This is a genomic window from Flavobacterium longum (assembly GCF_965137575.1).
Classification (GTDB): Bacteria; Bacteroidota; Bacteroidia; order Flavobacteriales; family Flavobacteriaceae; genus Flavobacterium; species Flavobacterium longum.
In genome coordinates this window covers 446,019-468,887 of sequence record NZ_CBCRZJ010000003.1, presented here as the reverse complement: position 1 = coordinate 468,887, position 22,869 = coordinate 446,019, and the positions used below count along the sequence as shown (strand labels likewise).

At 52.2% G+C, this 22,869-nt stretch carries 9 protein-coding genes; 6 read left to right on the top strand and 3 right to left on the bottom strand.

Annotated features, from left to right (window positions below):
• Positions 1–35 precede the first annotated feature (35 nt).
• The 5 genes from ACM9J1_RS07760 to ACM9J1_RS07740 all read left to right on the top strand — a co-directional run bounded on the left by ACM9J1_RS07760 (position 36) and on the right by ACM9J1_RS07740 (position 5,475).
• Positions 36–629, top strand: coding sequence for an adenylate kinase (locus ACM9J1_RS07760; protein ID WP_415581462.1), 594 nt, complete (start codon positions 36–38; stop codon positions 627–629).
• Entirely contained in the window at positions 620–1,906 is a 1,287-nt protein-coding gene (locus ACM9J1_RS07755) for a hemolysin family protein (RefSeq protein WP_415581461.1), read from the top strand. The genes ACM9J1_RS07760 and ACM9J1_RS07755 overlap by 10 nt, the downstream gene beginning before the upstream one ends.
• 93 nt (positions 1,907–1,999) lie before the next feature.
• Complete coding sequence (obgE, locus tag ACM9J1_RS07750) at positions 2,000–3,001, top strand: GTPase ObgE (protein WP_415581460.1); 1,002 nt, start codon at positions 2,000–2,002, stop codon at positions 2,999–3,001.
• 78 nt (positions 3,002–3,079) lie between these two features.
• Complete coding sequence (locus ACM9J1_RS07745) at positions 3,080–4,516, top strand: MBOAT family O-acyltransferase (RefSeq protein ID WP_415581459.1); 1,437 nt, start codon at positions 3,080–3,082, stop codon at positions 4,514–4,516.
• A complete protein-coding gene (locus ACM9J1_RS07740) occupies positions 4,516–5,475 on the top strand; it encodes a hypothetical protein (protein ID WP_415581458.1) in 960 nt (319 codons plus the stop codon). Before ACM9J1_RS07745 ends, ACM9J1_RS07740 begins: the two co-directional genes overlap by 1 nt.
• A gap of 2 nt (positions 5,476–5,477) precedes the next feature.
• On the opposite strand, the gene ACM9J1_RS07735 is transcribed toward ACM9J1_RS07740, so the two are convergent.
• A complete protein-coding gene (locus ACM9J1_RS07735) occupies positions 5,478–6,023 on the bottom strand; it encodes a DUF4919 domain-containing protein (RefSeq protein WP_415581457.1) in 546 nt (181 codons plus the stop codon).
• Between the two features lie 180 nt (positions 6,024–6,203).
• On the opposite strand from ACM9J1_RS07735, the gene ACM9J1_RS07730 reads away from it, so the two are divergent.
• Positions 6,204–8,348 carry a S46 family peptidase gene (locus ACM9J1_RS07730; RefSeq protein WP_415581456.1) on the top strand — a complete coding sequence of 715 codons (2,145 nt, stop codon included), beginning with the start codon at positions 6,204–6,206 and terminating at the stop codon, positions 8,346–8,348.
• Between the two features lie 73 nt (positions 8,349–8,421).
• Here the strand turns inward: ACM9J1_RS07730 and ACM9J1_RS07725 are convergent, their stop codons facing one another.
• Entirely contained in the window at positions 8,422–14,412 is a 5,991-nt protein-coding gene (locus tag ACM9J1_RS07725) for a hypothetical protein (protein ID WP_415581455.1), read from the bottom strand.
• A gap of 215 nt (positions 14,413–14,627) precedes the next feature.
• On the bottom strand, positions 14,628–22,625 hold the full coding sequence (locus ACM9J1_RS07720) for a PKD-like domain-containing protein (protein ID WP_415581454.1): 7,998 nt from the start codon (positions 22,623–22,625) through the stop codon (positions 14,628–14,630).
• Between the last annotated feature and the right edge of the window lie 244 nt (positions 22,626–22,869).

The window sequence follows — 22,869 nt, the reverse complement described above, 5'->3', positions numbered from 1 at the left end:
ACGATTCGTCGTTCAACAGTGATTAATCCAACACAATGATAAACATCGTTTTATTCGGAAAACCTGGTGCGGGCAAAGGCACGCAAGCCGAATTTTTGAAAGAGAAATACAACCTCGTGCACTTGTCCACCGGCGACATTTTCCGGGCGAATATGAAAGCGGGCACCGAACTCGGCAACATGGCCAAAGCCATCATTGAACGCGGCGATTTGGTTCCCGATGAAATCACGACCAACATGCTCATCGATGCCGTAAATGAAAATCCGGATGCGAAAGGATTTTTGTTCGACGGTTATCCGCGCACCAACGGCCAGGCCGAAGCGCTCGATGCATTTCTGGAATCAAAAGGCACCGAAGTCACTGCGACCATTGCGCTAGAAGCCGACGACAACATTCTCGTGGCACGTTTGCTCGAACGGGGCAAAACCAGCGGCCGGCCAGACGATCAGGACGAATCCAAAATCCGGAACCGCTATCAGGAATACAACGAAAAAACGGCACCTTTAATAGATTACTACACCAACCAAAATAAATTCTACCCTGTGAACGGGATTGGCGAGATCGCTGATATTACGGAACGACTCAGTGCCGTGATTGACCAGCTCGAGCCGAAGCAAGTATGGAAATAACCATCATTTTATTGCTCATTGTGCTTAACGGCGTGTTCTCGATGTCTGAAATCGCCCTGATTTCGGCACGCAAAAACCGCTTGGAAAATGCAGCCAAGAAAGGCAACGCGGGTGCGCAGACCGCGCTGGAGCTGTCAAACAACCCAACCAAATTCCTGTCAACGGTACAAATCGGGATTACGCTTATCGGGATTTTAACCGGTATTTTTTCGGGCGATACCATTACCAACGACGTGCGGGTTTTCTACGAAAGCTTTGAACAGACCAAGTTGTATGCTGATTCCTTGTCGGTGGCGACCGTGGTCATCATCCTGACATTCTTCTCGCTCGTGCTCGGGGAATTGCTCCCGAAACGCATCGGGTTGAACTATCCAGAGAAAATAGCGAAAGCCGTTGCCGTTCCTATGAAGTATGTGTCGGTCGTGACCGCGCCGTTCATTTGGCTCTTGACGGTTTCCACCGAATTCCTGCTCAAGGTGTTCATGATCAAGCCATCGGCAGAAGGAAAAGTCACCGAAGAAGAAATCAAGGCCATCATCAAGGAAGGCACCGAAGGCGGCGAAGTCCAGGAAATCGAGCAAGACATCGTGGAGCGCGTGTTCCACATCGGTGACCGCAAGGTAAATTCGCTCATGACGCACCGCAAATCCGTGGTGATGTTGCCGCTCAATGCCGACAAGCAACAGGTAAAAGAGTTGATGATGAAGGAATTGCATTCGGTTTACCCGGTGTATGGCGACAATTTCGACGACATCGACGGCGTGGTGAACCTCAAGAATATTTTTGCGCACATCGACGACAAAGATTTCGATCTGGGCAAACTCATGACCGAGCCGCCGTACATCATGGAAACCACAACGGCCTACAAAGCGCTGGAGAATTTCAAGTCGAGCGGCATCCATTACGCGCTGGTTTCAGACGAATACGGCGATTTCCAGGGCATCATTACCCTGAACGACATTTTGGAAGCATTGGTAGGCGACGCGGCCGAATTCTACGCCGAAGATTTCAAGCTCGTCGCGCGGGAAGACGGCACATGGCTCGTGGACGGGCATTATTCGTTGCACGATTTCCTCACGTATTTCGAGTTGGACGAACTCATCAATGACTACGAAGTGACGACGGTTTCGGGCCTGATCATGACCGAATTGTCGTTCATCCCGAAAGAAGGCCAAAAACTGGAATGGAACCGTTTCGAGTTTGAAGTGCTCGACATGGACGGCGCCAAGATCGACAAAGTGATCGTAAAATCGCTTGACAAAAAAGAAGAAGAATAATTTTGGATAGGCATAAGCGGTAAGGTGCAAGGGTAGCGTTAGCGATCCTGCCTAAACCTTGAACCTTAAACCTTAAACCTTGAACCTTACAGAATGACCGAAGGTAACTTTGTAGATTACGTAAAAATATACGTCCAGTCCGGAAAAGGCGGACGCGGTTCCACACACCTGCACCGTGAGAAATTCATTGAAAAAGGCGGCCCTGACGGCGGCGACGGCGGTCGTGGCGGCCATGTGTATCTGGTGGGCAACAAAGAACTCTGGACACTGTTCCATTTGAAATTTGCGCGTCACATCAAAGCCACACACGGCGGCGATGGCGGTTCAGACCGTTCTACCGGTGCCGACGGCGAAGACAAATTCATTGAAGTGCCGCTCGGTACCGTTGTCCGCGACAAGGAAACCAATGAAATCCTGTTCGAAATTACCGAGCACGGGGAAAAGAAAATCGTTGCCCTCGGCGGCAAAGGCGGTTTGGGCAACTGGCATTTCCGCTCATCCACGAATCAAACGCCGCGGTATGCGCAACCGGGTTTGCAGGGCGAAGAAAAAGACATCATCCTGGAATTGAAAGTCTTGGCCGACGTCGGTTTGGTAGGCTTCCCGAATGCCGGAAAATCCACGTTGCTTTCGGTCATGACATCGGCAAAACCCAAAATCGCCGATTATCCGTTTACGACCTTAAAACCCAATTTGGGCATCGTCCAATACCGTGACTTCCGTTCGTTCGTGATGGCCGACATTCCCGGAATCATTGAAGGCGCGGCCGAAGGAAAAGGTTTGGGGCATTACTTCCTGCGCCACATCGAACGCAATTCCACCTTGTTGTTCCTCGTGCCGGCTGATGCGCCGGACATCCGGAAGGAATACGATATTTTGGTCAACGAACTGGAGAAGTACAACCCGGAAATGCTCGACAAGCAACGGTTGTTGGTCATTTCAAAGTCTGACATGCTTGACGACGAACTCAAGGCCGAATTGAAGAAGGAACTCGACAAAACCCTGAAGAAAGTGCCATACTTGTTCATCTCATCTGTCGCGCAACAAGGCTTGGTTGAACTTAAGGACAAGTTGTGGCAAATGCTGAATCCGTAAATCTCTGGAATTGAGGCGTCAAGAAATGGCCGGCAGATTTGTTTTTTAGTTTATCTTCGTAGCGCCAAACAAGATTCCATGCTGTTCAATACCGTAGGCTTTGCCGTTTTCCTGGTCATTGTATTTATACTGTATTGGTTTGTCGCCAATAAAAGCCTCAAGGCGCAGAACATCCTGCTTTTGGTGGCCAGCTATTTCTTCTACGCTTGCTGGGATTGGCGCTTTTTGTTCCTGCTCGTTTTCTCGACGTTACTGGATTATTACACCGGGCTTAAAATGTGCGACGCGCCAGACAAACGCGGCCGCAAGTTTTGGTTCTGGCTCAGCGTAGGCGTAAACCTTGGATTTTTGGGCGTATTCAAGTATTACAATTTCTTCGCGGAGTCGTTTGCAGATGCCGTCGCGAATTTCGGCATACACGTCAGCCCATGGACGTTGCAGGTCATTCTCCCGGTCGGGATTTCGTTTTACACATTTCACGGTTTGTCGTACGTCATCGATATCTACAAAGAACGCATCAAGGCCGAACGCAACTTTATTGACTATTCCGTATTCGTCAGCTTTTTTCCGCTGTTGGTGGCCGGCCCGATTGAGCGCGCCACGCACTTGTTGCCACAAATCCAGCGGCCCCGTTTTTTCGACAACGCCAAAGCCATCGACGGTTTGCGGCAAATCCTTTGGGGCTTGTTCAAAAAAGTCGTCATCGCAGACCAATGCGCCCAGCATGCCAATGAGATTTTCAACAACTCGGGCATGCATTCGGGCAGCGATCTGGTTATGGGCGCGTTGTTCTTTACCTTCCAGATTTACGGCGATTTCTCCGGCTATTCAGACATTGCGCTAGGAACGGCGCGGCTTTTCGGGATGGAACTGCTCCGGAATTTCGCCTTTCCGTACTTCTCTCGGGACATTGCAGAGTTCTGGCGGCGCTGGCACATTTCGCTTTCCACGTGGTTCCGCGATTACTTGTATATTCCGCTCGGCGGCAGCAAAGGCGGCATGTGGATGAAAGTGCGCAACACGTTCATCATTTTCCTGGTGAGCGGTTTCTGGCATGGCGCCAACTGGACGTTCTTGATTTGGGGATTCCTAAATGCGCTTTACATCATGCCGTCCATCGTATTCAATACCAACCGGAACAACCTCGATACCGTGGCGCAAGGAAAATGGCTGCCAAGCGTGCGTGAATTTTTCGCGATGGGCATCACGTTTTCACTCGCGGTGTTGGCGTGGATATTTTTCCGGGCCGAAAGCCTGTCGCACGCCTTGCAGTACATCGGCGGGATTTTTAGCCGTTCGTTGCTTTCCATGCCGACGGTTTTCCCGAAGATATTGCTCGTGCTGATCGCAATATTTATGATCGTTGAATGGTTGGGGCGTGAGCAGCAATACGCCATTGCGAAGTTTGGCCTTTCTTGGCCGCGTCCTGTCCGTTGGGCCGCATATTACCTGATGGTATTTGCGATATTCTACTTCGCCGGATCAAAAGAACAATTCATTTATTTCCAATTCTGATGAAGGGATTCCTCCGAAAAGTGCTTTGGTTTTTCGTGCCGATCATGTTGTTGGCCTGCGTTGCCGACTATGTGCTTTCGGCGAATCTCGCGAAATCGGTGCGGTTGGCGCAGGGCGAATTTTTGGTCTGGCAGGACATTTACAACGGCACCGTCGACGCAGACATCACGATCAATGGCTCGTCGCGCGCGTGGCTCCATTTTGATCCGGCCATCATGGAAAACGGGTTGAATCGGAAGGTTTACAATATCGGAATCGACGGCCACAGTTTTCCGCTACAGGATTTCCGCTATCGGGAATTGGTGAAACACAACCGCCGCCCGAAAGTCATCGTGTATTCGGTGGATATTTTTACGCTGGTAAAACGCGACGAGTTGTACAATTCCATGCAATTCCTGCCGTATATGCTGTGGAACAAAGACATGTACGACATCACGTCAAAGTATCAGGGGTTTTCTGCCTGGGATTCCTGGATTCCGCTGGTGCGATACGCCGGGCAACACGAGGCGCTGGCCAAGGCGGTGTCTATCACGTTGCACGGCGAGCGCGACAAACCCAAGCGTACGAAAGGTTATTTGGGCAACGTCCAATCCTGGAACTCGGATCTGGAAAAAGCGCAGGCCAAAACCAAAACTTTTGAAGTCCATCCGTTGCGGTCTTACCAGAACGCTTTTGAAGATTTTCTCGGCCAATGTAAGAAAAACGGCCAGACAGTTATTCTGGTGTACAGCCCTGAAGAAATCCATGGGCAAAAGTTCATCGGCAACCGCGACCAGGTCATCGCCTTGTACGCTGACATAGCCCGCAGGCATGGGTTACTTTTCCTGGACTACAGCAACGACCCGATGTGTCTGGATAAAAAATACTTCTACAACGCATTGCACATGAACCGCGACGGTTCGGCGTTGTTCACCCAAAAGCTGGTGGACGATCTAAAAAAGGCTGGCGCCGTGAAATAAACCTACCAGAATTTCCACCATTTCTTCTTGACTTCTACGCCAAAGTTACCACGTTTGGCCTGCATGGCGATGAAACAGTCCGTGATGTTAAAATGGATTTGTTTTCCCGAGGCCGTCGTTAACACATCGAGCATCATCCCGTTTCGGTTTGACAGCGACTGCGAAGCGAATTCTTCGTCCAGATACATCATCAAATCGCGTTCATCGCTGATGCGCAACACCACATACGGCTTTTCCAAAGTGCCATCGCCCGATGCCGCCATGCCTTCCAGGATTTGGTGCGCGATGATGTTTTCAGACTGCGCGTCTTTGTCGTTCCCGAGTTGTTTCAGCGCGAAACTCTTCAGCAAATGGCACCGTGCGCTAAGCAACGTATTGGCGTTGTTGTATTGCAAGGCTTCCTCGAATTTTTCGGCATCCAGGAGTTCGTTCAGGTGGTCGATGTCGTCCGAATAGGGGTCATAACCCTCAGTTGCAACGATTTCTTTACGGACGGCCAGATAGTTTTCTGCCGTTGGGTTTTCAATAAGGTTCCGGAATGCGATCATGTGGGATTTTTCGGCTAAGATAGCGATTGACTGCATCTGAACAAACCGATAACGTTTTCGTTTCTTGCGAATCGCGTAAAATGGAGTATATTCGCAGCGCCTGAAGCTTTTTGCCAACATCCTGTAACAAACCGCTTTCCGGGCAGACTACTCAATCCGTATAACTAACTCAAATTACAAATGAAGAAAATCATTTTGTTTTTCATGCTGTGTCTTACAGCGTTCCCGATGCGTGCCGACGAAGGCATGTGGTTTTTGATGTTCATCGAAAGGCTCAACCACCGCGACATGCAAAAAATGGGGCTGCAACTTACCGCAGAGGAAATCTACAGCATCAACAACCACAGCCTCAAGGATGCCATCGTCCAATTCAATGGTGGCTGTACAGCTGAAATTATTTCGAAAGACGGCCTGATCCTGACCAACCACCATTGCGGTTATGACGCCATCGCCGAACTTTCCACCACACAAGACAACCACCTGAAAAACGGCTACTGGGCCGCCGACAAATCAAAGGAACTCAAGCCTAAGAGTCTGTTCGTGCGTTTCTTCGTTCGTATGGACGACGTATCGAAAAGGATTTTGTCTAAAGTAAATCCGTCGATGACCGAAGCCGAGCGCGAAGCGGCCGTCAACAAAGAAATCGCGTTGATTGAAAAAGAGAACAATGAAGGCGGAAAATATGTCGTATCCGTGCGTTCTTTCTTCCAAGGAAATGAATATTACTATTTCGTTTACCAAGATTTCAAGGATGTCCGTTTGGTAGGCACGCCGCCGGAAAGCATCGGTAAATTTGGTGGCGATACAGACAACTGGGAATGGCCGCGCCACACGGGTGACTTCTCGATGTTCCGCGTGTATGCTGACAAAAACGGCAACCCAGCCGACTATTCAAAAGACAACGTGCCGCTCAAGCCGAAGCACTATTTGCCGGTGAGCATGAAAGGCGTGAAGGAAAATGACTTCGCGATGATTTTGGGTTATCCGGGCCGCACCAACCGTTGGATGCCAGCGGGCGGGATTGAGCAGAATGTGAAATTTGCGTATCCAGCTTGGGTTGAAGGTGCCAAAACCGGCATGGACAACATGAAAAAATACATGGATAAAGACGAAGCCGTCAACCTGATGTACGCGTCCAAGTATGCGCAAACGGCGAACTATTGGAAGAACCGTCAGGGCATGATCGACGCGCTGACCAAGTTCCAAACCTCGAAAGCAAAAGCGGGGCAGGAAGCCAAGTTCAACAAATGGGCAAACCAGCCAGCCAACAAAGCCAAATACGGAAATGTTGTGTCTACCATCAACAAGTTTTACGGCATGACCAACGAAAAGGCGCGTCATGACAACTATTTGCAGCAATTGTTGCGCACCAGTTCTTACGGTACCGTGTCGCGTACTTTGGCCAAACCGCTGACGGCATACGCCAAAGCTGATGCTGCCGGACGCAAGGAAATGGCCGCAGACATGAACGAGATGATCGATGAGTTCTTTAAGGAAATCTACATCCCGGCCGAGAAAGACATCTTGAACGCGCAGTTGAAATTGTATTCCACCAAATCAACAGGCTACGCCATTGCGCCGATGGTCGAGAAAATCGGCAAAGACAACAACGGCGACTTCACCAATTACGTGAACGGCATTTTCGAATTGAGTATTTTCTCATCTCCGGCGCGCATGAAGGCATTTTTGGCCGCGCCTAGCGAAGCCATGATTACCGCCGACCCATTGTACCAATTGTCTGATGAATTGCTCAAGCAACTCAATTCAAAGTCGGATGACATCGCGAAGGCGCAGAATGATTTCGGCGCTTCGTTCAGGCTGTTGGTGGAAGGTTTGCGCGAGTCAAAAATCGGAACGATCAAATATCCGGATGCCAACTCGACCTTGCGCCTTACTTACGGTAAAGTGCGTTCGCTTCCGGCCGACAAGCGCAATGACGCCAAAATCAACAACTATACAACCATGGCCGGTATGGTCAAGAAGTACAAAAAAGGCGACCAGGAGTTTGACCTGCCACAGCGCATTTTGGATATGAACGCGACCAAGGATTTTGGTCAGTATGTTGACAAAGACGGCTCCATGCACGTAAACTTCCTTACCGATAACGATATTACGGGCGGAAACTCTGGTTCACCAGTGCTCAACGGCAAAGGCGAATTGATTGGCCTCGCATTCGACGGCAATATCGAAGCCATGGCGGGCGACGTAATCTTCGATTCGAAATTGCAACGTACCATCAACGTGGACATCCGTTACGTACTTTGGATCATCGACAAATTCTCGGGCGCGAAACACATCGTAGACGAGATGACGATCGTGAGATAAGAATTTTATTATTAGTTCAAGTGAAAATCCGCCTCTTGGGGCGGATTTTTTATTTTGGTGGAAATGTAGTTGGTCAATTCATAAGCTTGACGTTTGCCTGTATCCCGTCGCCGTATGTGATCCTGGCCAGATACACGCCCTGGGCATGGTGGAATTCCTCCTGCATGGACTGGCCTGCGGATTTCGGGGCGTAGTTTCCGATCAGTTTTCCCGTGACGTCATACACGGTGACCGATTCGATGTCCCCGCTTGCCCGCACGAAGAGTGTGTTGTCCCTGATGAAGGCACTTGCAGCCTGGGTCAGTTGCTGTCCCGTACCAAGAGCGTTGGCGGTGTAGCGCAAGACGAAGCGCTCGTCGAACTGGCCGGCCTCTGTGCTGAACACATAAGGGCATACCTTCAGGTCGTGGATGACGTTAAGCAGCTTGTCCTCGACGTAGATGTTGTAGTCGTCAAACCACTCGTCGAATCTCGCGATCCTGATGGAGAAATCCCCTGCGGCGGCGGCGCTGTAACCCAGCGGTACCTGGTCTTCCTCATCGAACGGTAGCGAACGCCCTTGGATGACCAGCTTATGCCCCGGCAGTACCGAGTAGAAATTCACGTTGCTCTGGTTCATCGACTCCCCGTCGAAAAGCCCGTCGAAATCCATGGTGGCGTTCTGGACGTATCCCACGAGCAATTGGTTGAAGGCGTTGAGGTTATTGGTCATGTTGAGCCAGATGCGGTGCTTCTCCAGGCTGGCGTCCCCGTCGCTGTTCTCGGGCGAGGAAGCCATGGATCCAGGGCGGAAGAACTGCCCGTTGTTGTTCCTCACGCGCATGGCATTGGTGAACTGCGCATTGCCCCCGCTTCCCGTGGCCAGCACGAAGAAGGACTGCGCCGCGGCGATGTATCCGCCCGGTGCCGCTCCGCCCGATGAGGCCGCGGTCCCGCCGGTGCTGTTCCATGAGGCGTAATCGGAGGAGGTGTAATTCAACACGAAGTCATTGTAGAACGGATCTGGGAATGCCGGTGAGATGGCGCTGTTGTGCGTCCAGAAATAGAGCGTGCCGTAGAACGAGGCGGTGTTGGCCGTGACGAACGGAAGCGCATTGACCGCCGACGGATACGGGTTGCCGATCAGGTTCCATTGGTCGTTGATGGTCGAGCCGTCCGTGCCGTAGGTTATCGGGCAGTTTACGGGCCCGTTGTTCGGCGTCCCGGTGAAGGTGGCCGTGTACGGGGCGAATACGGTCGGGGTGAAGGAATAGGAATTTGGTGCGCGCACGATGTAACCCTTGGTCGGGTCCATGATGGTGGCCACGCTTTCCTGCGCCCAAATGCCGGTTCCGCCGCTGACAGATGGCGTCCAGTGGTAATATTTGTCATACTGGGTGAGGTTCTGCGAGAGCATGCCCAGGGTATAGTTGGAGGCGAGTGTCATCGGGGAGTTCCAGTAGGTGTAATCGAAACGATAGACCGGCGGTGTGGTGCGCTGCATGTTGACGATGCCGGTGTTGGCCACGTTGTCGATCTGCAACAGGCTCGCGTCGTCCTGTATGTTGAATATGCCGCCCGCATTGACGTTGACGATATTGGTCACGGTGAGGTTATTCGCCGAGTTCATCGTCAGGAACCCGCCGCTGAGCACGCGCAGGGAATAGGCGTAGGCGTCATAGGCCGTGCCGGAGATAATCGGGTCGTTGGCCACGTTCGGGATCACGACGCAGTCCAGGTTGGTCGGTACGCCCACCGGTGTCCAGTTGCCGGCTTCGTCCCAATTGGTGTTGACGCTGCCGTTCCAGACTTTGCTTAAATTCACATTTACCGTTGTGCTTTCGGTTTCCCGAACGGTGCTTCCATCGCAAAGGGTGTAGGTCACTTCGGCAGTGTAAACGGTAGTGGCTAAAGGACAGACGTTGATGACATCGGTCGTGCCAATCATCGGGCCGGTGGTGCCTGCACCTTCGTACCATCTGATAGACGTAATCGACGCACCCGACGGGACAAATCGCCAAGCTTCGTTCGTGCTGCTGGATACAGTCCAATCGGCATCTAATCCGTTGCGCCCCGGTGCCACAGTACCAGTGGTTCCGGTCGCATTTTGGATGCCCACGATGGCATTCCCGCTGTTCCAACTCGCGCAAACATTTTTCTCCCGGATGTACACGTCGATGATGTTGGTATTTTCGTACAACACGATCATACCCGTATAAAGTTGTGAATTACAAGACGTGGAGAACATCGGGATGTCGTTCCAGGCAGCTACGAGTGCGCGGCAACCCGTATTCAGGGTAATGAGTTCCCAGCCCACCGTGCCGCCAACCCTCGGGTCGATGTCATGATACACCCCAAAAATGGAATTTAAGGACAGAGTGGCGCTCGGTGCGTTGACGTTAAAACTCCAACTTGAATAACCGCCCGGCGTATTGTTTACGGTATCAAACGTAATGATGCCGTTGGAACTGATTAAGCATTGGTTGTAAGTGTTTCCGTAGAAACAGAAGTTAAAAGGTAAGTTGATGATCGGCGACCACACGTCGTCATTGTTGACGCTTACGGCATTGGCCAAACAGTCATACTGGTAAGGCGGCGCATACGGTATGGATTGTACGGTGTAGCTCGTCGGTTGCCCCAACTGAAGATAAGTCGCTTCTAGGTCTACGCATCCGCCGGATGTACACGAAATAGGTGTAGGATCTGCACCGCCGAGGCCTAATCCGCCAGCCAATACCGATGGACAACCCAAATCCGTGGTGCCGCTTCCGCCACCGCCGCTACATGATGTTTGTGTGGTAACGCAAATCGTGAACGTGCCTTGGTCGCCCGCAATACCGTAATAGCTATATACGCGGACGAAGTAAGTATTGCCGATGGTTAACCCTGTAATCGTTGCCGACTCAACCGAAACGCCAACGGTATCGTCCACGCAGTCGATGCTGGTTAACCCGCCGCAACTGCCGCTGAAAACCTGGAATACCGGATCATATAACGTGCCTGGCGTTACCCTGATGTTGTGTGTGGTGCTGGTCGCTACAAACGAATACCAAACGTCGTCGTCGGCCGTGCCGCTGCAACCAGCCAAGGATTGCGTGGCAGACACGGTTGATCCAGTAGTCGACACTGCACACGATGTAGTCGGGTTTACGGTAAGCCCAATCGCTGAGCCGCAATTGTCGTTGGACAGCGGTACAGGCGTGGTCACGCAAACCGTAAAACTGCCTTGGTCGCCAACAAGCCCAAAATAGCTGTAAACCCTTACAAAATAAGTGACACCTGCGGTCAAGCCGGAAATCGTCTCGGATTCGTTTGAAGTGCCCGTCGTGTTGTCAACGCAACTTAAACTGGTTAGTGTTCCGGCGCAAGTGCCAGAGAAAACTTGGAACACGGCGTCGTAAAGTGTTCCGGGTGTAACCAAAATGGTGTGGGTTGTTCCCGTCGCGACAAACGTAAACCACACGTCGTCATCGGCTGTGCCGAAACAGCCAGCTAGGGACTGGGTTGCACCAACACTTGTGGATGTGGTCGTGGTTGTACAGGTTAAATTCGGGTTGACGGTCAAGGCAGTAGCCGTGCTGCAATTGTCATTTGAAGTTACCGCCGGTGTCGTCACGCAAACCGTAAATGTACCTTGGTTGGTACCGTTGGAATAACTGTGGACACGCACGTAGTAGGTGTTTCCAGTAGTAAGCCCGCCGACGGTAGTGGTCTCGACCGCGCTTCCCACAGAATTGTCAACGCAGGCAAGGCTTGTGAGCGAACCACACGCGCCGCTGAAAATCTGTAACACGACGTCGCTCATCGTTCCCGGTGTCACGGCTATGGTGTGCGCAGAACCTGTCGCTACAAAAGAATACCACACGTCATCATCGGCGGTGCCCGCGCAGCCTGCCTGTGATTGCGAAGCCGAAACGCTGGTTCCAGAAGTGGTTGTCGTGCATGTTGTGGACGGATTTACGGTCAATGCAACAGCACCCGCACAATTGTCGTTTGCTGGTGGCGGCGGCGGCGATGTTACGCATACGGTAAAGGTGCCGCCTGTTGTTCCGGCGCTATACACCCGTACATAGTAAGTGGCGCCGGTGGTAAGTGACGTGAAAGTTGCCGTTTCATTCGCCGTTCCCGTAGTTGCGTTGATGCAACCCAGGCTGGTCAAAGATCCACAGGCGCCGCTGAATAATTCAAAAACGGCATCACTTATCGTCGTGGGCGTTACGGTGACGGCATGCGTGGCGCCGGTCGCTGTGAACGAATACCACACGTCATCATCGGCGGTTCCGCTACAGCCTACCTGAGACTGCGTCGCGCCGAGTGATGTTCCCGATGTTGTAGAAGAGCAGGTCGTGCCGGCATTTACAGTCAGGCTTGTTGCGCCGGCGCAGTTGTCGTTGGACGGCGGTGCGAGTGTCGTAACACAAAGCGTAAACGTGCCCTGATTAGTGCCGTTAGAATAGCTGTGGATGCGTACGAAATAGGTGTTTCCTGCCGTCAGTCCTGAAAGAGTTGTCGTTTCAATTCCGGTGCCCGAAGTGGCATCAACGCAGGCAATACTGGTCAGCGTACCACAACTGCCGCTGAATACTTGTAGTACAACATCGCTAAGTGTTCCCGGTGTTGCGGTCACGATATGGCTGGTTCCGGTAGCTGTGAACGAATACCACACATCATCATCGGCGCCGCTTCCCACACAGGCCGCTTGGGATTGTGTGGCTGACACTGTTGTTCCTGATGTGCTCGTGGTGCAGGTTGTGGTCGGGTTAACCGTGAGTGATACCGCGCCGCCGCAATTGTCGTTCGCCGGGCCTGCCGGAGGTGTCGTTATACACACCGAAAACGTACCTTGGTTCGTGCCATTGGAATAGCTGTGCACGCGCACATAGTAAGTTGCGCCGGTTGTTAAGCCGGTTAGTGTTGTTGTTTCATTGGAAGCACCCGATGAGTTGTCGATACAGGCGATGCTGGCCAGCGTACCGCATCCGCCGCTGAACACTTGCAACACCGCGTCGCTCAAAGTACCCGGTGTGACGGTGACAATATGGCTTGATCCCGTCGCTGTGAAGGAATACCAAACATCGTCATCAGCACCGCTGCCAATGCACGCCGATTGAGATTGTGTGGCGGCAACGGTTGTTCCAGAAGTGCTGGTTGTGCAGGTTGTTGTTGGGTTTACCGTGAGTGATACGGCACCCGCGCAGTCATTGTTGGCTGGTGCGCTCGGCGGCAATGTGATGCAAATGGTGAAGCTTCCGCTCGTTGTGCCGTAACTGTAAACCCGAACGTAATACGTCGTACCGATGCTAAGTCCCGTAGCGTTGATGATTTCCGTTCCGCCGCCGGTTGTCGCGTCTGCGCAATTGATGTTGGCCCCGTTACACGCGCCAGATCGCAAATCGACCACCGCATCAAAACCTGTCAATCCGGCGACCGTAATGGTATGGTTTGTTGCCGATGCCGTAAAAGAATACCACACGTCGTCATCGGCATTGCCCGTAAAACCGCCGCAAGTAATCCCGGCGATGGATTGGGTTGCCCCAACCGTAGTGCCCGATGTAATCGTACAAGAAGCCGCAGGTGTCAGGTTTATAGCGCCCGCACAATCGTCATTGGCAGGCGGCGTGGCCACGGCAATCGACGTGATGTTCATGTTGTTGGCCGTTGAATTCACCACCCGAATGTAGTACGTGACTGTAGCCGTGAGCCCGGTGAGGGTCATGACTTCGGTTTGCCCGCCAGCTGTAGTGTTGGCATTTGCGCAGCCAATCTGGGTCAAAGTTCCGCAAGAGCCAGAATAGCCGTAGAGGACTTGTTGGCGGTTGCTGGTGACACACGTGACCGTGACCGATGCGGTAGTGGCTACGAAACTATACCATCCATCTCTGGAAGTGGCACCGCCTGCGCAACCGGCGGCGATGGTCGGGTCATTCACTGTTGCGTCTGTGATGGATCCTGCTACCCCAGCGCCATTTACTGTCAAAGCGACAGCCGCGCCGCAGTTCGCACCTTGCGCATTACTGCGTTCGGCATGCAGAAAAAAAAAGATCAAAAAGACAAAATAGATGCAGTTGTTGTAGAGATTCTTCATTGATTCAGCGTTCATATAGGGAATGAATCAAATATAAAGAATTAATTTATTTTTCACGATTGTTTAACACTTTTACGCAAATAGTTTTCAACATATATGGCGTTTTATTGGGTAAATACAAAAAGTTTATCGGAATACCTTGAACAATCCGCAAAGGGCAATAAAAAAACCCATCACCAGAAAGGAAATGGGTTTTTGTGTTGAGGGTGAATGGCTTACTTTCCGTTGACCAGTTTTGCGGTGGCCAGTGCGCCGTTCGCCAGTTTGATTTTTGCGAAATACACGCCTTGTGCGGCGTTGAAGTCGGCTTGCAGCATAGTGCTGTTTTGGTCAGGTGTAAATACGGTCACGAGTTTTCCGCTGATGTCGAACACCTGCACTTCTTCAATATCTTGCGACGCTTTCACGGTCAGTCGCTCGTGCTGCACGTACGCGAGCACACCTGCGGACAGGTCGTTATGGCCAACGCCAAGCGATGACGACGTATAGCGCAACACGAACCGGTCATTGTCTGCGCCCGGTTGCGCATTGAACGTGTACGCACTTTCCTTGAGGTTGTGAATGACGTTCAACTGTTTGTCTTCAAGATAGATGTTCTGGTTTTCGAAAAGGCCGTCTACGCGGTCGATTCCGATCGTAAAGGCACGGGCCACGGTGGCGCTGTAACCCAATTGAACCGTATCGGCATCGTTAAACGGCAACGCACGTCCTTGGATGCCCAAAACTTTTCCGGAATTCACAGAATACAATGACACCGCATTTACATTGAAGGTTTCGCCATCGAAACCGCGATCGAACCCATTCGTAGCACCATCGGCGTAACCCACGAGCATCTGGCTGAACGAACCTTGCGTATCGGCCATGTTGAGCCAAATCCTGTGACTTTCAAATTCAGTCGGCGCAGAAGCGTACGGATTGGCCGGCCTGAAGAACACGTTATTGTTTCCGGTTACGCGCATGCTGTTCTTGAATACTGCGTTGCCGTTGCCCAATCCTTTGACGAAGAATCCTTGTCCTGCCCCGATGAAGCCGTTCGGCGGATTGCCGCCATAACCAGAAGGTACGGTGTAAGTGCCGCCCAGTTTGTTGTAGGAAGCATAACCCGCAGGGCTGTAATTGTAAATGAAATTTCCATAGAACGGGTTTGCGAATGCCGTGCTCGGCGGCGCATGGTGTGTCCAGAAATAAATCGTACCGTCAATCAAAGGCACGTTCGCTGGGTCGTTCAGGAACGCGTTGGCGCTCACCGCCGATGGATATGGGTTGCCGATGAGGTTCATTTTATCGTTCGACGTACCAGCGCCCAAACTGCCAATCGCAATCGGGATTTGAATATCGCCGTTATTAGGCGTTCCGGTGAATGTTGCCGTGTAAGGTGCCGTAATCGACGGATTCGTAGAGAAGCTGTTCGGTGCGCGTACAATGTAACCTTTCGTAGGATTCATGATCGTTGCAACGCTTTCCTGGATCCAGTTGCCGTTGCCGCCCGCGTTTGTTGGGTTCCAACTATAATACTTGTCGTACTGCGTATTTGGCGACAAATTGCCGAGTGTGTACGAACCCATGACCATCGGGCTGTTCCAATAGGTATAGTCGAATCGGTACATCGGCTGGGTAATCCGTTTCATATGAACGATTCCGCTGTTGCCGATGTTATTCACCTGCACGAGACTGGCGTTGTTTTCAATTTCGAAATAGCCGCCCGCGTTTACGACCACGGCATCTTCCACGACAAGGCTGTTTGTCGGTTCAATCTCGAGTTCGCCGCCATTGAGCACGGTGATGTTTTTGGCGTAGCCGATGTATCCGCCGCCCATCACGACAGCATCGTTGGAAACGTTCGGGACGACGACACAATGCGCCGATGTCGGGATGCCGTTCGGTGTCCAGTTCGCGGCCACATTCCAGTCTGAACTGACCGATCCGTTCCAAATCTTGGCGAAGCTCGTCACGGTGACGCAATTGCCGATGGCCGTACAAGCCACGCTGTTCATGGTCGATGTCACAATGACGCGATAGTATGTCGTCTGTGCGACTACTGGTGGATCATACGTTGCGCCGTTTGCACCCGGGATGTTGTTCCAACTGCCGCCGCATCCGGTTGTATTGGATTGCCATTGGTACGTCAGTATGCCGCTTCCCGAGGCTGGTGTCGTTACGGTAAATGCATTCGGATCTTCGCCGCAAACCGCTTGGTCGCCGGCAATGACTGAAGCCGTTACATTGTTCACGAATACCGTCACGAAATTAGAAGCCGCCTGGCAGGTCGTTGCGCCAACCGTAGCGAAAGCCACGCGCTGGAAGTATGTCGTTTGCGTGATTGGCCCAGGCGCATCGTAAGTATTTCCGGTTGCTCCCGTGATATCTGTCCAAGGTCCGGATGCACTGATGGTGCTGCTTTGCCACTGGTAGGTCAATCCTGTTCCCGTGGCTGCAGCGGTTTCGGTGAACGCCGTTGGGTCGCCGCCGTTGCAAACCGTACGGTTACCACTGATGGCTCCGCCGGTCACCGCATTGGCCGTAACCGTGATGCAATTGCTGATGGCCGTACAAGCGACGCTGTTGAGTGTCGATGTCGTCACACGTCGGTAATAGGTCGTTTGGGTCAGCCCGGACGGCGCGTCATAAGTTGCGCTGTTCGCTCCCGGAATATTATTCCATGTGACGCTTCCGCAGCCGGTCGTGTTGCTCTGCCATTGGTAACTGAGCGTACCGCTGCCGGTTGCCGGGGTCAGAACGGTAAATGCCGTAGGGTTGTTACCGCACAATACTTCATCCGAACCAACCGTTCCGGCGGTCACGTTGTTGACGGTAATCGTCACGCAGTTGCTGTAATCCTGGCAAGGCGAGCCCGCTAGGGTTGACGTGGCCACCCGTCGGAAATAGGTGGTTTGCGTCAAGCCAGTGACGTTCAATGTAGCGGTGGAACCCGCAATATTGTTCCAAGTGCCACCGCATCCAGTCGTGTTGGACTGCCACGCATAAGTGATTGTGCCGGAACCGGTAGCTACCGCCGCGCTTGAAATCGTTGCGCTGCCGCCGCTGCAAATGGTCTGGTCGCCGGAAATTGTTCCCGGAACAATATTGTTGATTGATACAAGAATTGGCGTTGTATTCATCACCGAACATGGGTTGCCGTTTACGGTGGAAGTCACCTCGCGCACGAACCAAGTATTCTGCGCGATCGGTCCCGGCGCGTCATAGGTTGTTGCGTTCGCACCGAGAATAGGCGTCCACGGTCCGGTCGCACTTGTCGTACTCGAATACCATTGGTAGGTCAAGTTGGTTCCTGTTGCCGCCACGGTTTGGGTGAACGCAGCCGGATCGCCACCCGAGCAAATTGTTTGGCTGGCAGTTACCGTTCCCGGCGTGACCTGCGGTTGTACGGCAATGGTAATCGTAACCGGCGTTCCGGTACACCCGTTAGAGGAAGGAGTTATCGTGTAAGTCACATTTTGTACGGAACCTGTGGTGTTGGTTAATACAAATGGAATCGTAAACGTGCCGCCAGGACTAATGGCCGCCGAAGTACCGCTGTTGGTGGGCGATGTTACATTCACGGTATTGTTTCGTGTCCAAGCAAAAGTCATGTTGGCATCGGTAATATTGCCGCTGACCGTTACGTTCGGGCTGGTGCCGCTGCAAAACGCAGAAGCTGCAACAGGAGATACAATCGTCGCAACCGGCCTCGGACGGATCGTCACGTTAAAGGTTTGCGGGGTGATGCTGCACTGGAACGCACCCGATGGCGGACCAGGATAATCGTAGATGTCAGGCGTGATCGAAATCGGGGTGACAACTGTCGCGTTTGTGTTGTTCTGTGCGGTAAAGTTGAAAGTGGAACTCGACGTCCGCAACCATACGATAAACCAGAAAGCGCCACCTGTTGTGCCCACCGGTCCGCCGGAACCTGGCGTAATGTAGTTTGAGTCCGCCGTCCAGCGGTAACGTACGGCCGCATCGTCTGAGTGGATTGAACTGATACCCGGCGTAAAACTCGTTCCCGGACAAATCGTTCCCGGTGTGCCGGTTAGCGAGAAGGTAAAACCGACATTGTTGACCACTTGAATCAAGACAACATTACTCGTTACCGAGCCGCACACGTTGGTGACCACAACGCGATAGTAATAATTCGGGCCGCCATTGATGGTTCCAGGCGCATATGAAGCGGTATTTCCGCCCACATTCGCCCAGCCTGAAACGCCATCTGTACTGCGTTGCCATTGATAGGTGTAAACACCGCTGCCGCCAGAAACCGGTGTGGTCTGCGTCAAAGGTGCCGGTGTGGAAAACAAGCAAACAGTCTGCGAAGCACCGATGACTGGCGCCACCAATGGTGCATAAACAGTCACCGAAATGGTCGACGTTCTTGTGCAGCCGTTGGGCGCAGTCGCCGTTACCGTGAAGGTCGTGGTTTGGCTTGTCGCCGTATTGTTGGTGAGGTTTCCGCTGATGGGCGAACCAGTTCCGGATGCCGCGATTCCTGTAATGTTTGTCGTGTTGTCACGCGTCCAACTGTAGGTCGTTCCCGGAACATTATTCGTGTTTGAAAGGACAATATTCGTGATGGCCGCGCCACTGCAGATGTTCGGATGTGTGGCAGGCGTCAGCACCAGGAGTGGCGTTGGTTCCACGATTACATCAACAGTCGTCGTCGCTGATGCGCAACCCGAAGCGGTCGCCGTAAACGTAAAGGTCACGGTCTGCGCGGTCGCTGTATTGTTAACCAATGTGCCAGTTACCGTTGCGCCTGTTCCCGAAGCTGCCACGCCGGTGACATTAACCGTGTTGTTCCGTGTCCAGTTGTACGACACGCCCGCGACGTTATTCGGGTTCGATGCGGTGATTGTACCGAAGGGCAGTCCGCCGCATACCGTTTGTGAGGCAGGCGATACGGCAATCGTGGGCTTCGGATTCACCGTAATGGTGAAGGTCGTTATGCTGATGCATCCGTTGGCCATGGCCGTCACGGTAAAAGTTGTGATTTGGGCCGTGTTTGTGTTATTGGTCAGTACGCCCGAAATGATATTGCCGCTGCCAGACGATGGCAGTCCGGTCAGGTTTGTATCGTTGTCGCGCGTCCAAGTGTAAGTTGTTCCAGAAACGCCATTGGATGTTGACAGGTTAACCGATGCAAAACTGGCGTCCGAACAGACGGTTTGCGCTGCAGGTGAAGCAACAGGCAGCGGAATCGGGTTCACGACGACATCGACCGTAATCGGGTCCGAGACGCAATTTTCTTCTGAAACCGCGGTAATCGTGAACGTCGTCGTCTGTGGCGTGCCCAAACTGTGCGTCAAATTCCCTGAAATGATGCTTCCCGTACCTGAGCTCGGAATACCTGTGATGGTTGCAGTATTGTTGCGTGTCCAGTTAAATGAAGTAATACCCGTTACGCCATTTGGATTGCTGATGACAATTGGTGTGATGGCATCACCCGCACAAATAGATTGTGTGGCCGGCGTGCCTGCTGCGTCTGGTTTTGGCTGTACGTTTACGTTGATGATGAAAGTCGTGCCTACACAACTGCCGGAAGTCGCCGTCACGCTATACGTGGCCGTTTGTACCGTGTTGGTTGGGTTGATGAGCGTCTGGTTGAAAGCAGCTTGCCCGGTTTCGGCCGTCCAGCCCGTCAAACCTCCGGTGACCGATGGCGCGCTCCAGGCGTATGTCGTGCCCGCAGGAACAATGTTTCCACCGCCGTCGGTTGGGGTAACGATGGCCGCAGTGCCACTGCATGTGGAGGTAATGGTGTTGATGATACTCGGCACAGGAGCTACGGTTACAACCACTGTAAATGGATTGCCGACGCAATTGCCAGTTGTTCCAGAAGTTGGGGTTACCGTGTATGTAGCGGTCTGTGGCGTGTTGGTCGGATTGCTCAAAGTGCCAGAAATGTTCGGCTGTCCGCTTCCTGCCGCACCGCCGGTCATGCCGCCGGTTACGACAGGAGCTGCCCAGGTATAAGTTGTTCCCGCAGGAACTACGGTTAAGGCATCGGGTACGCCGTTTACAGGGTTGATTGCAAAAGGCAGGTCGCTACAAACCGTTGTGTTTTGTGCGGGAATTTTCGGTTTAAGGTTTACAACCACTTCGGCCAACGTACTGGAAACACCGGTGCAGGCGTTGGTCACGACACAATAGTAATCTGTCGCTGCGTCCGATGTGTAGATCGGGGTAAAGTTCAGGGTGTTTGTCGTCGCGCCCGAGATATTTCCGCCATCCGATACAGGCGTCGCACCCTTGTACCATTGGTAAGTCAGACTTCCGCCAGTGGCCAAAATGGAAAGGCTTACTGGATCGTCGTCGCAAACTGTATTCAAAGCTACGGGTTGGCTTACAATAACAGGCGATTCGTTTACGATTAAAATTGCGTTAGCGGATGTTGCAGCTGAACATGGACTGATCCCCGAAACCACACAGTAATAATTCGCCGAAGCATCGGCCAGTGTCAGTGAACTTACGGTAAGTGTTGGGCTTGTCGCGCCGGAAATCTGGCCGCCGTCGGTAAGCAACGTTATGCCCTTATACCATTGGTAAGTCAATCCAGCGCCTGTCGCGCTTACGGTGAAAGAGGCCGATGTGCCCGTACAAAAGGTCTGCGATGCAGATGGTTGCGATGTGATCGCCACCTGTTCGGTGACGCTTAATGAAGCTGCATTTGAAGTGACCGCCGGTGCACACGTGCCCGTCACGACACAGTGATAATCTGTCGAAACATCGGTGAGATTGACCGGGTTAATGGTCAGTGTAGCCGTGTTCGCGCCCGAAATGTTTCCGCCGTTGGTCAACATCGTCACACCATTATACCATTGGTAGGAAAGCCCGCTGCCTGACGCACTCACGGTAAAACTCGCCGAACTTCCCGAACAAACAGATTGTGAAACGGGATGTGCAATGATAGCTGGCAACGACAAGACCGTGAAAGTTCCCGTAGTCTGGCTGCAGCTGGTGGTAGCGTCTGTGAACGCAAATGTTGTTGTTCCTTCACTTACTGTCGTAATATTACCCGCGTTGTCAATTGTAGCTACAGCTGGGTTGTTACTCGACCATGTTCCGCCGGAAGTCGGTGTCAATTGTGTTGTGCTTCCCAGACATACGGATGATGCACCGCCCAATACAGGCTGTGCGTTCACGTTCACGTTGGTAGAAACGGTCGTGCTGCACCCCGATGTCGTTACGGTATAGGTTATCGTGGCAGTTCCTGGAGCAATACCCGTAACCACGCCGGAGCCGTTTACCGAAGCGAGTAATGGCGATGCCGTGTTCCAGACACCGCCCGGCGTTGCGTCGGACAAGGTTGTGGTTCCGCCTACACAAGCTGCCAACGTTCCAGTAATGGGTTGCACCGATGGCAATGGGGTAATGGTGAAATTGGATGCGCTCGTGGCTGTTCCGCCCGGCGCTGTCACGGAAATTGGGCCAGTTGTGGCACCTGCGGGAACGGTAGCCGTGATTTGCGTTGCGCTCACAACGGTAAATGCCGCCGAAACACCGTTAAAATTGACGGCGGTCGCGCCGGTGAAATTGGTGCCCGTAATGGTAACGGTAGGATTCGTGCCCGCACAGGCGCTGGTCGGGGTGAAATTCGTTATGGTAGGGCCGAGCGTATAAAAGACAGTGATACGGATATAATCTACCGATGCCGTCCGGTTAGAGCCTTGGTTTTGAATCGAGATAGAAGCCCCGAATTGATTCGAGTTGATTTCCGCAGGTGTGAAAGTCAAACCCCACATATCGGTAGCGCCGCCATAAGTAATGACCGTATTGGTCGTGGTCCAGTCGCCGGCCACGGCGTTGTTGTTTCCTTGTATGGTATTGTTCTTAATGAGCCTGACGGCCAAATCGTTGACGCTGTTGCCGCCAAATGTTGAACTGACAAATCGCTCGATCTGCACTTGGATGCCCGTGATGACAGCGGCGCCTGGAATGGTAAAACCATAATCAGTACCATATAAGGTACGACTGGTGTTGGTTCCCGTCAACGCAACCGTTGCATATTGGTTATTGTCCGAGACGATTCGGTTGGTATTGTTCCAAAAAGTCCCGCCGCCCGCGTTGCCGTCGTTGCCCGGATATAACGGACCTTGCGATTGGGCAATCAGTACTTGTGAGAGCATTAAAAGTGTGCTTAAAATCAAGAATGATTTCAAATTTCGACAAACCGGCGGGGTCACTTTTTCCAATGTGTTTTTCAAGTAATTTTTCTCCATGACATGCTCATTTAAAATTGCTTGTAGCTAACACAAATTTATTTCGACCTATACCAAACCGTCCATTTTATAGGTGACTAACCCCAAAACTCGACTAAGTGCATCTTTTGGGAAGTTCTTTAACATAAATTTTCACAAACCCTTGTGTTTACTGGGTTTTTGACAGAATTTTAGGGTGTTTTTGACCGATTTTTTTTGCCTTTCATGGATGTTTTTTCGCCCAAAAATTAAATTGCGGAGAAAA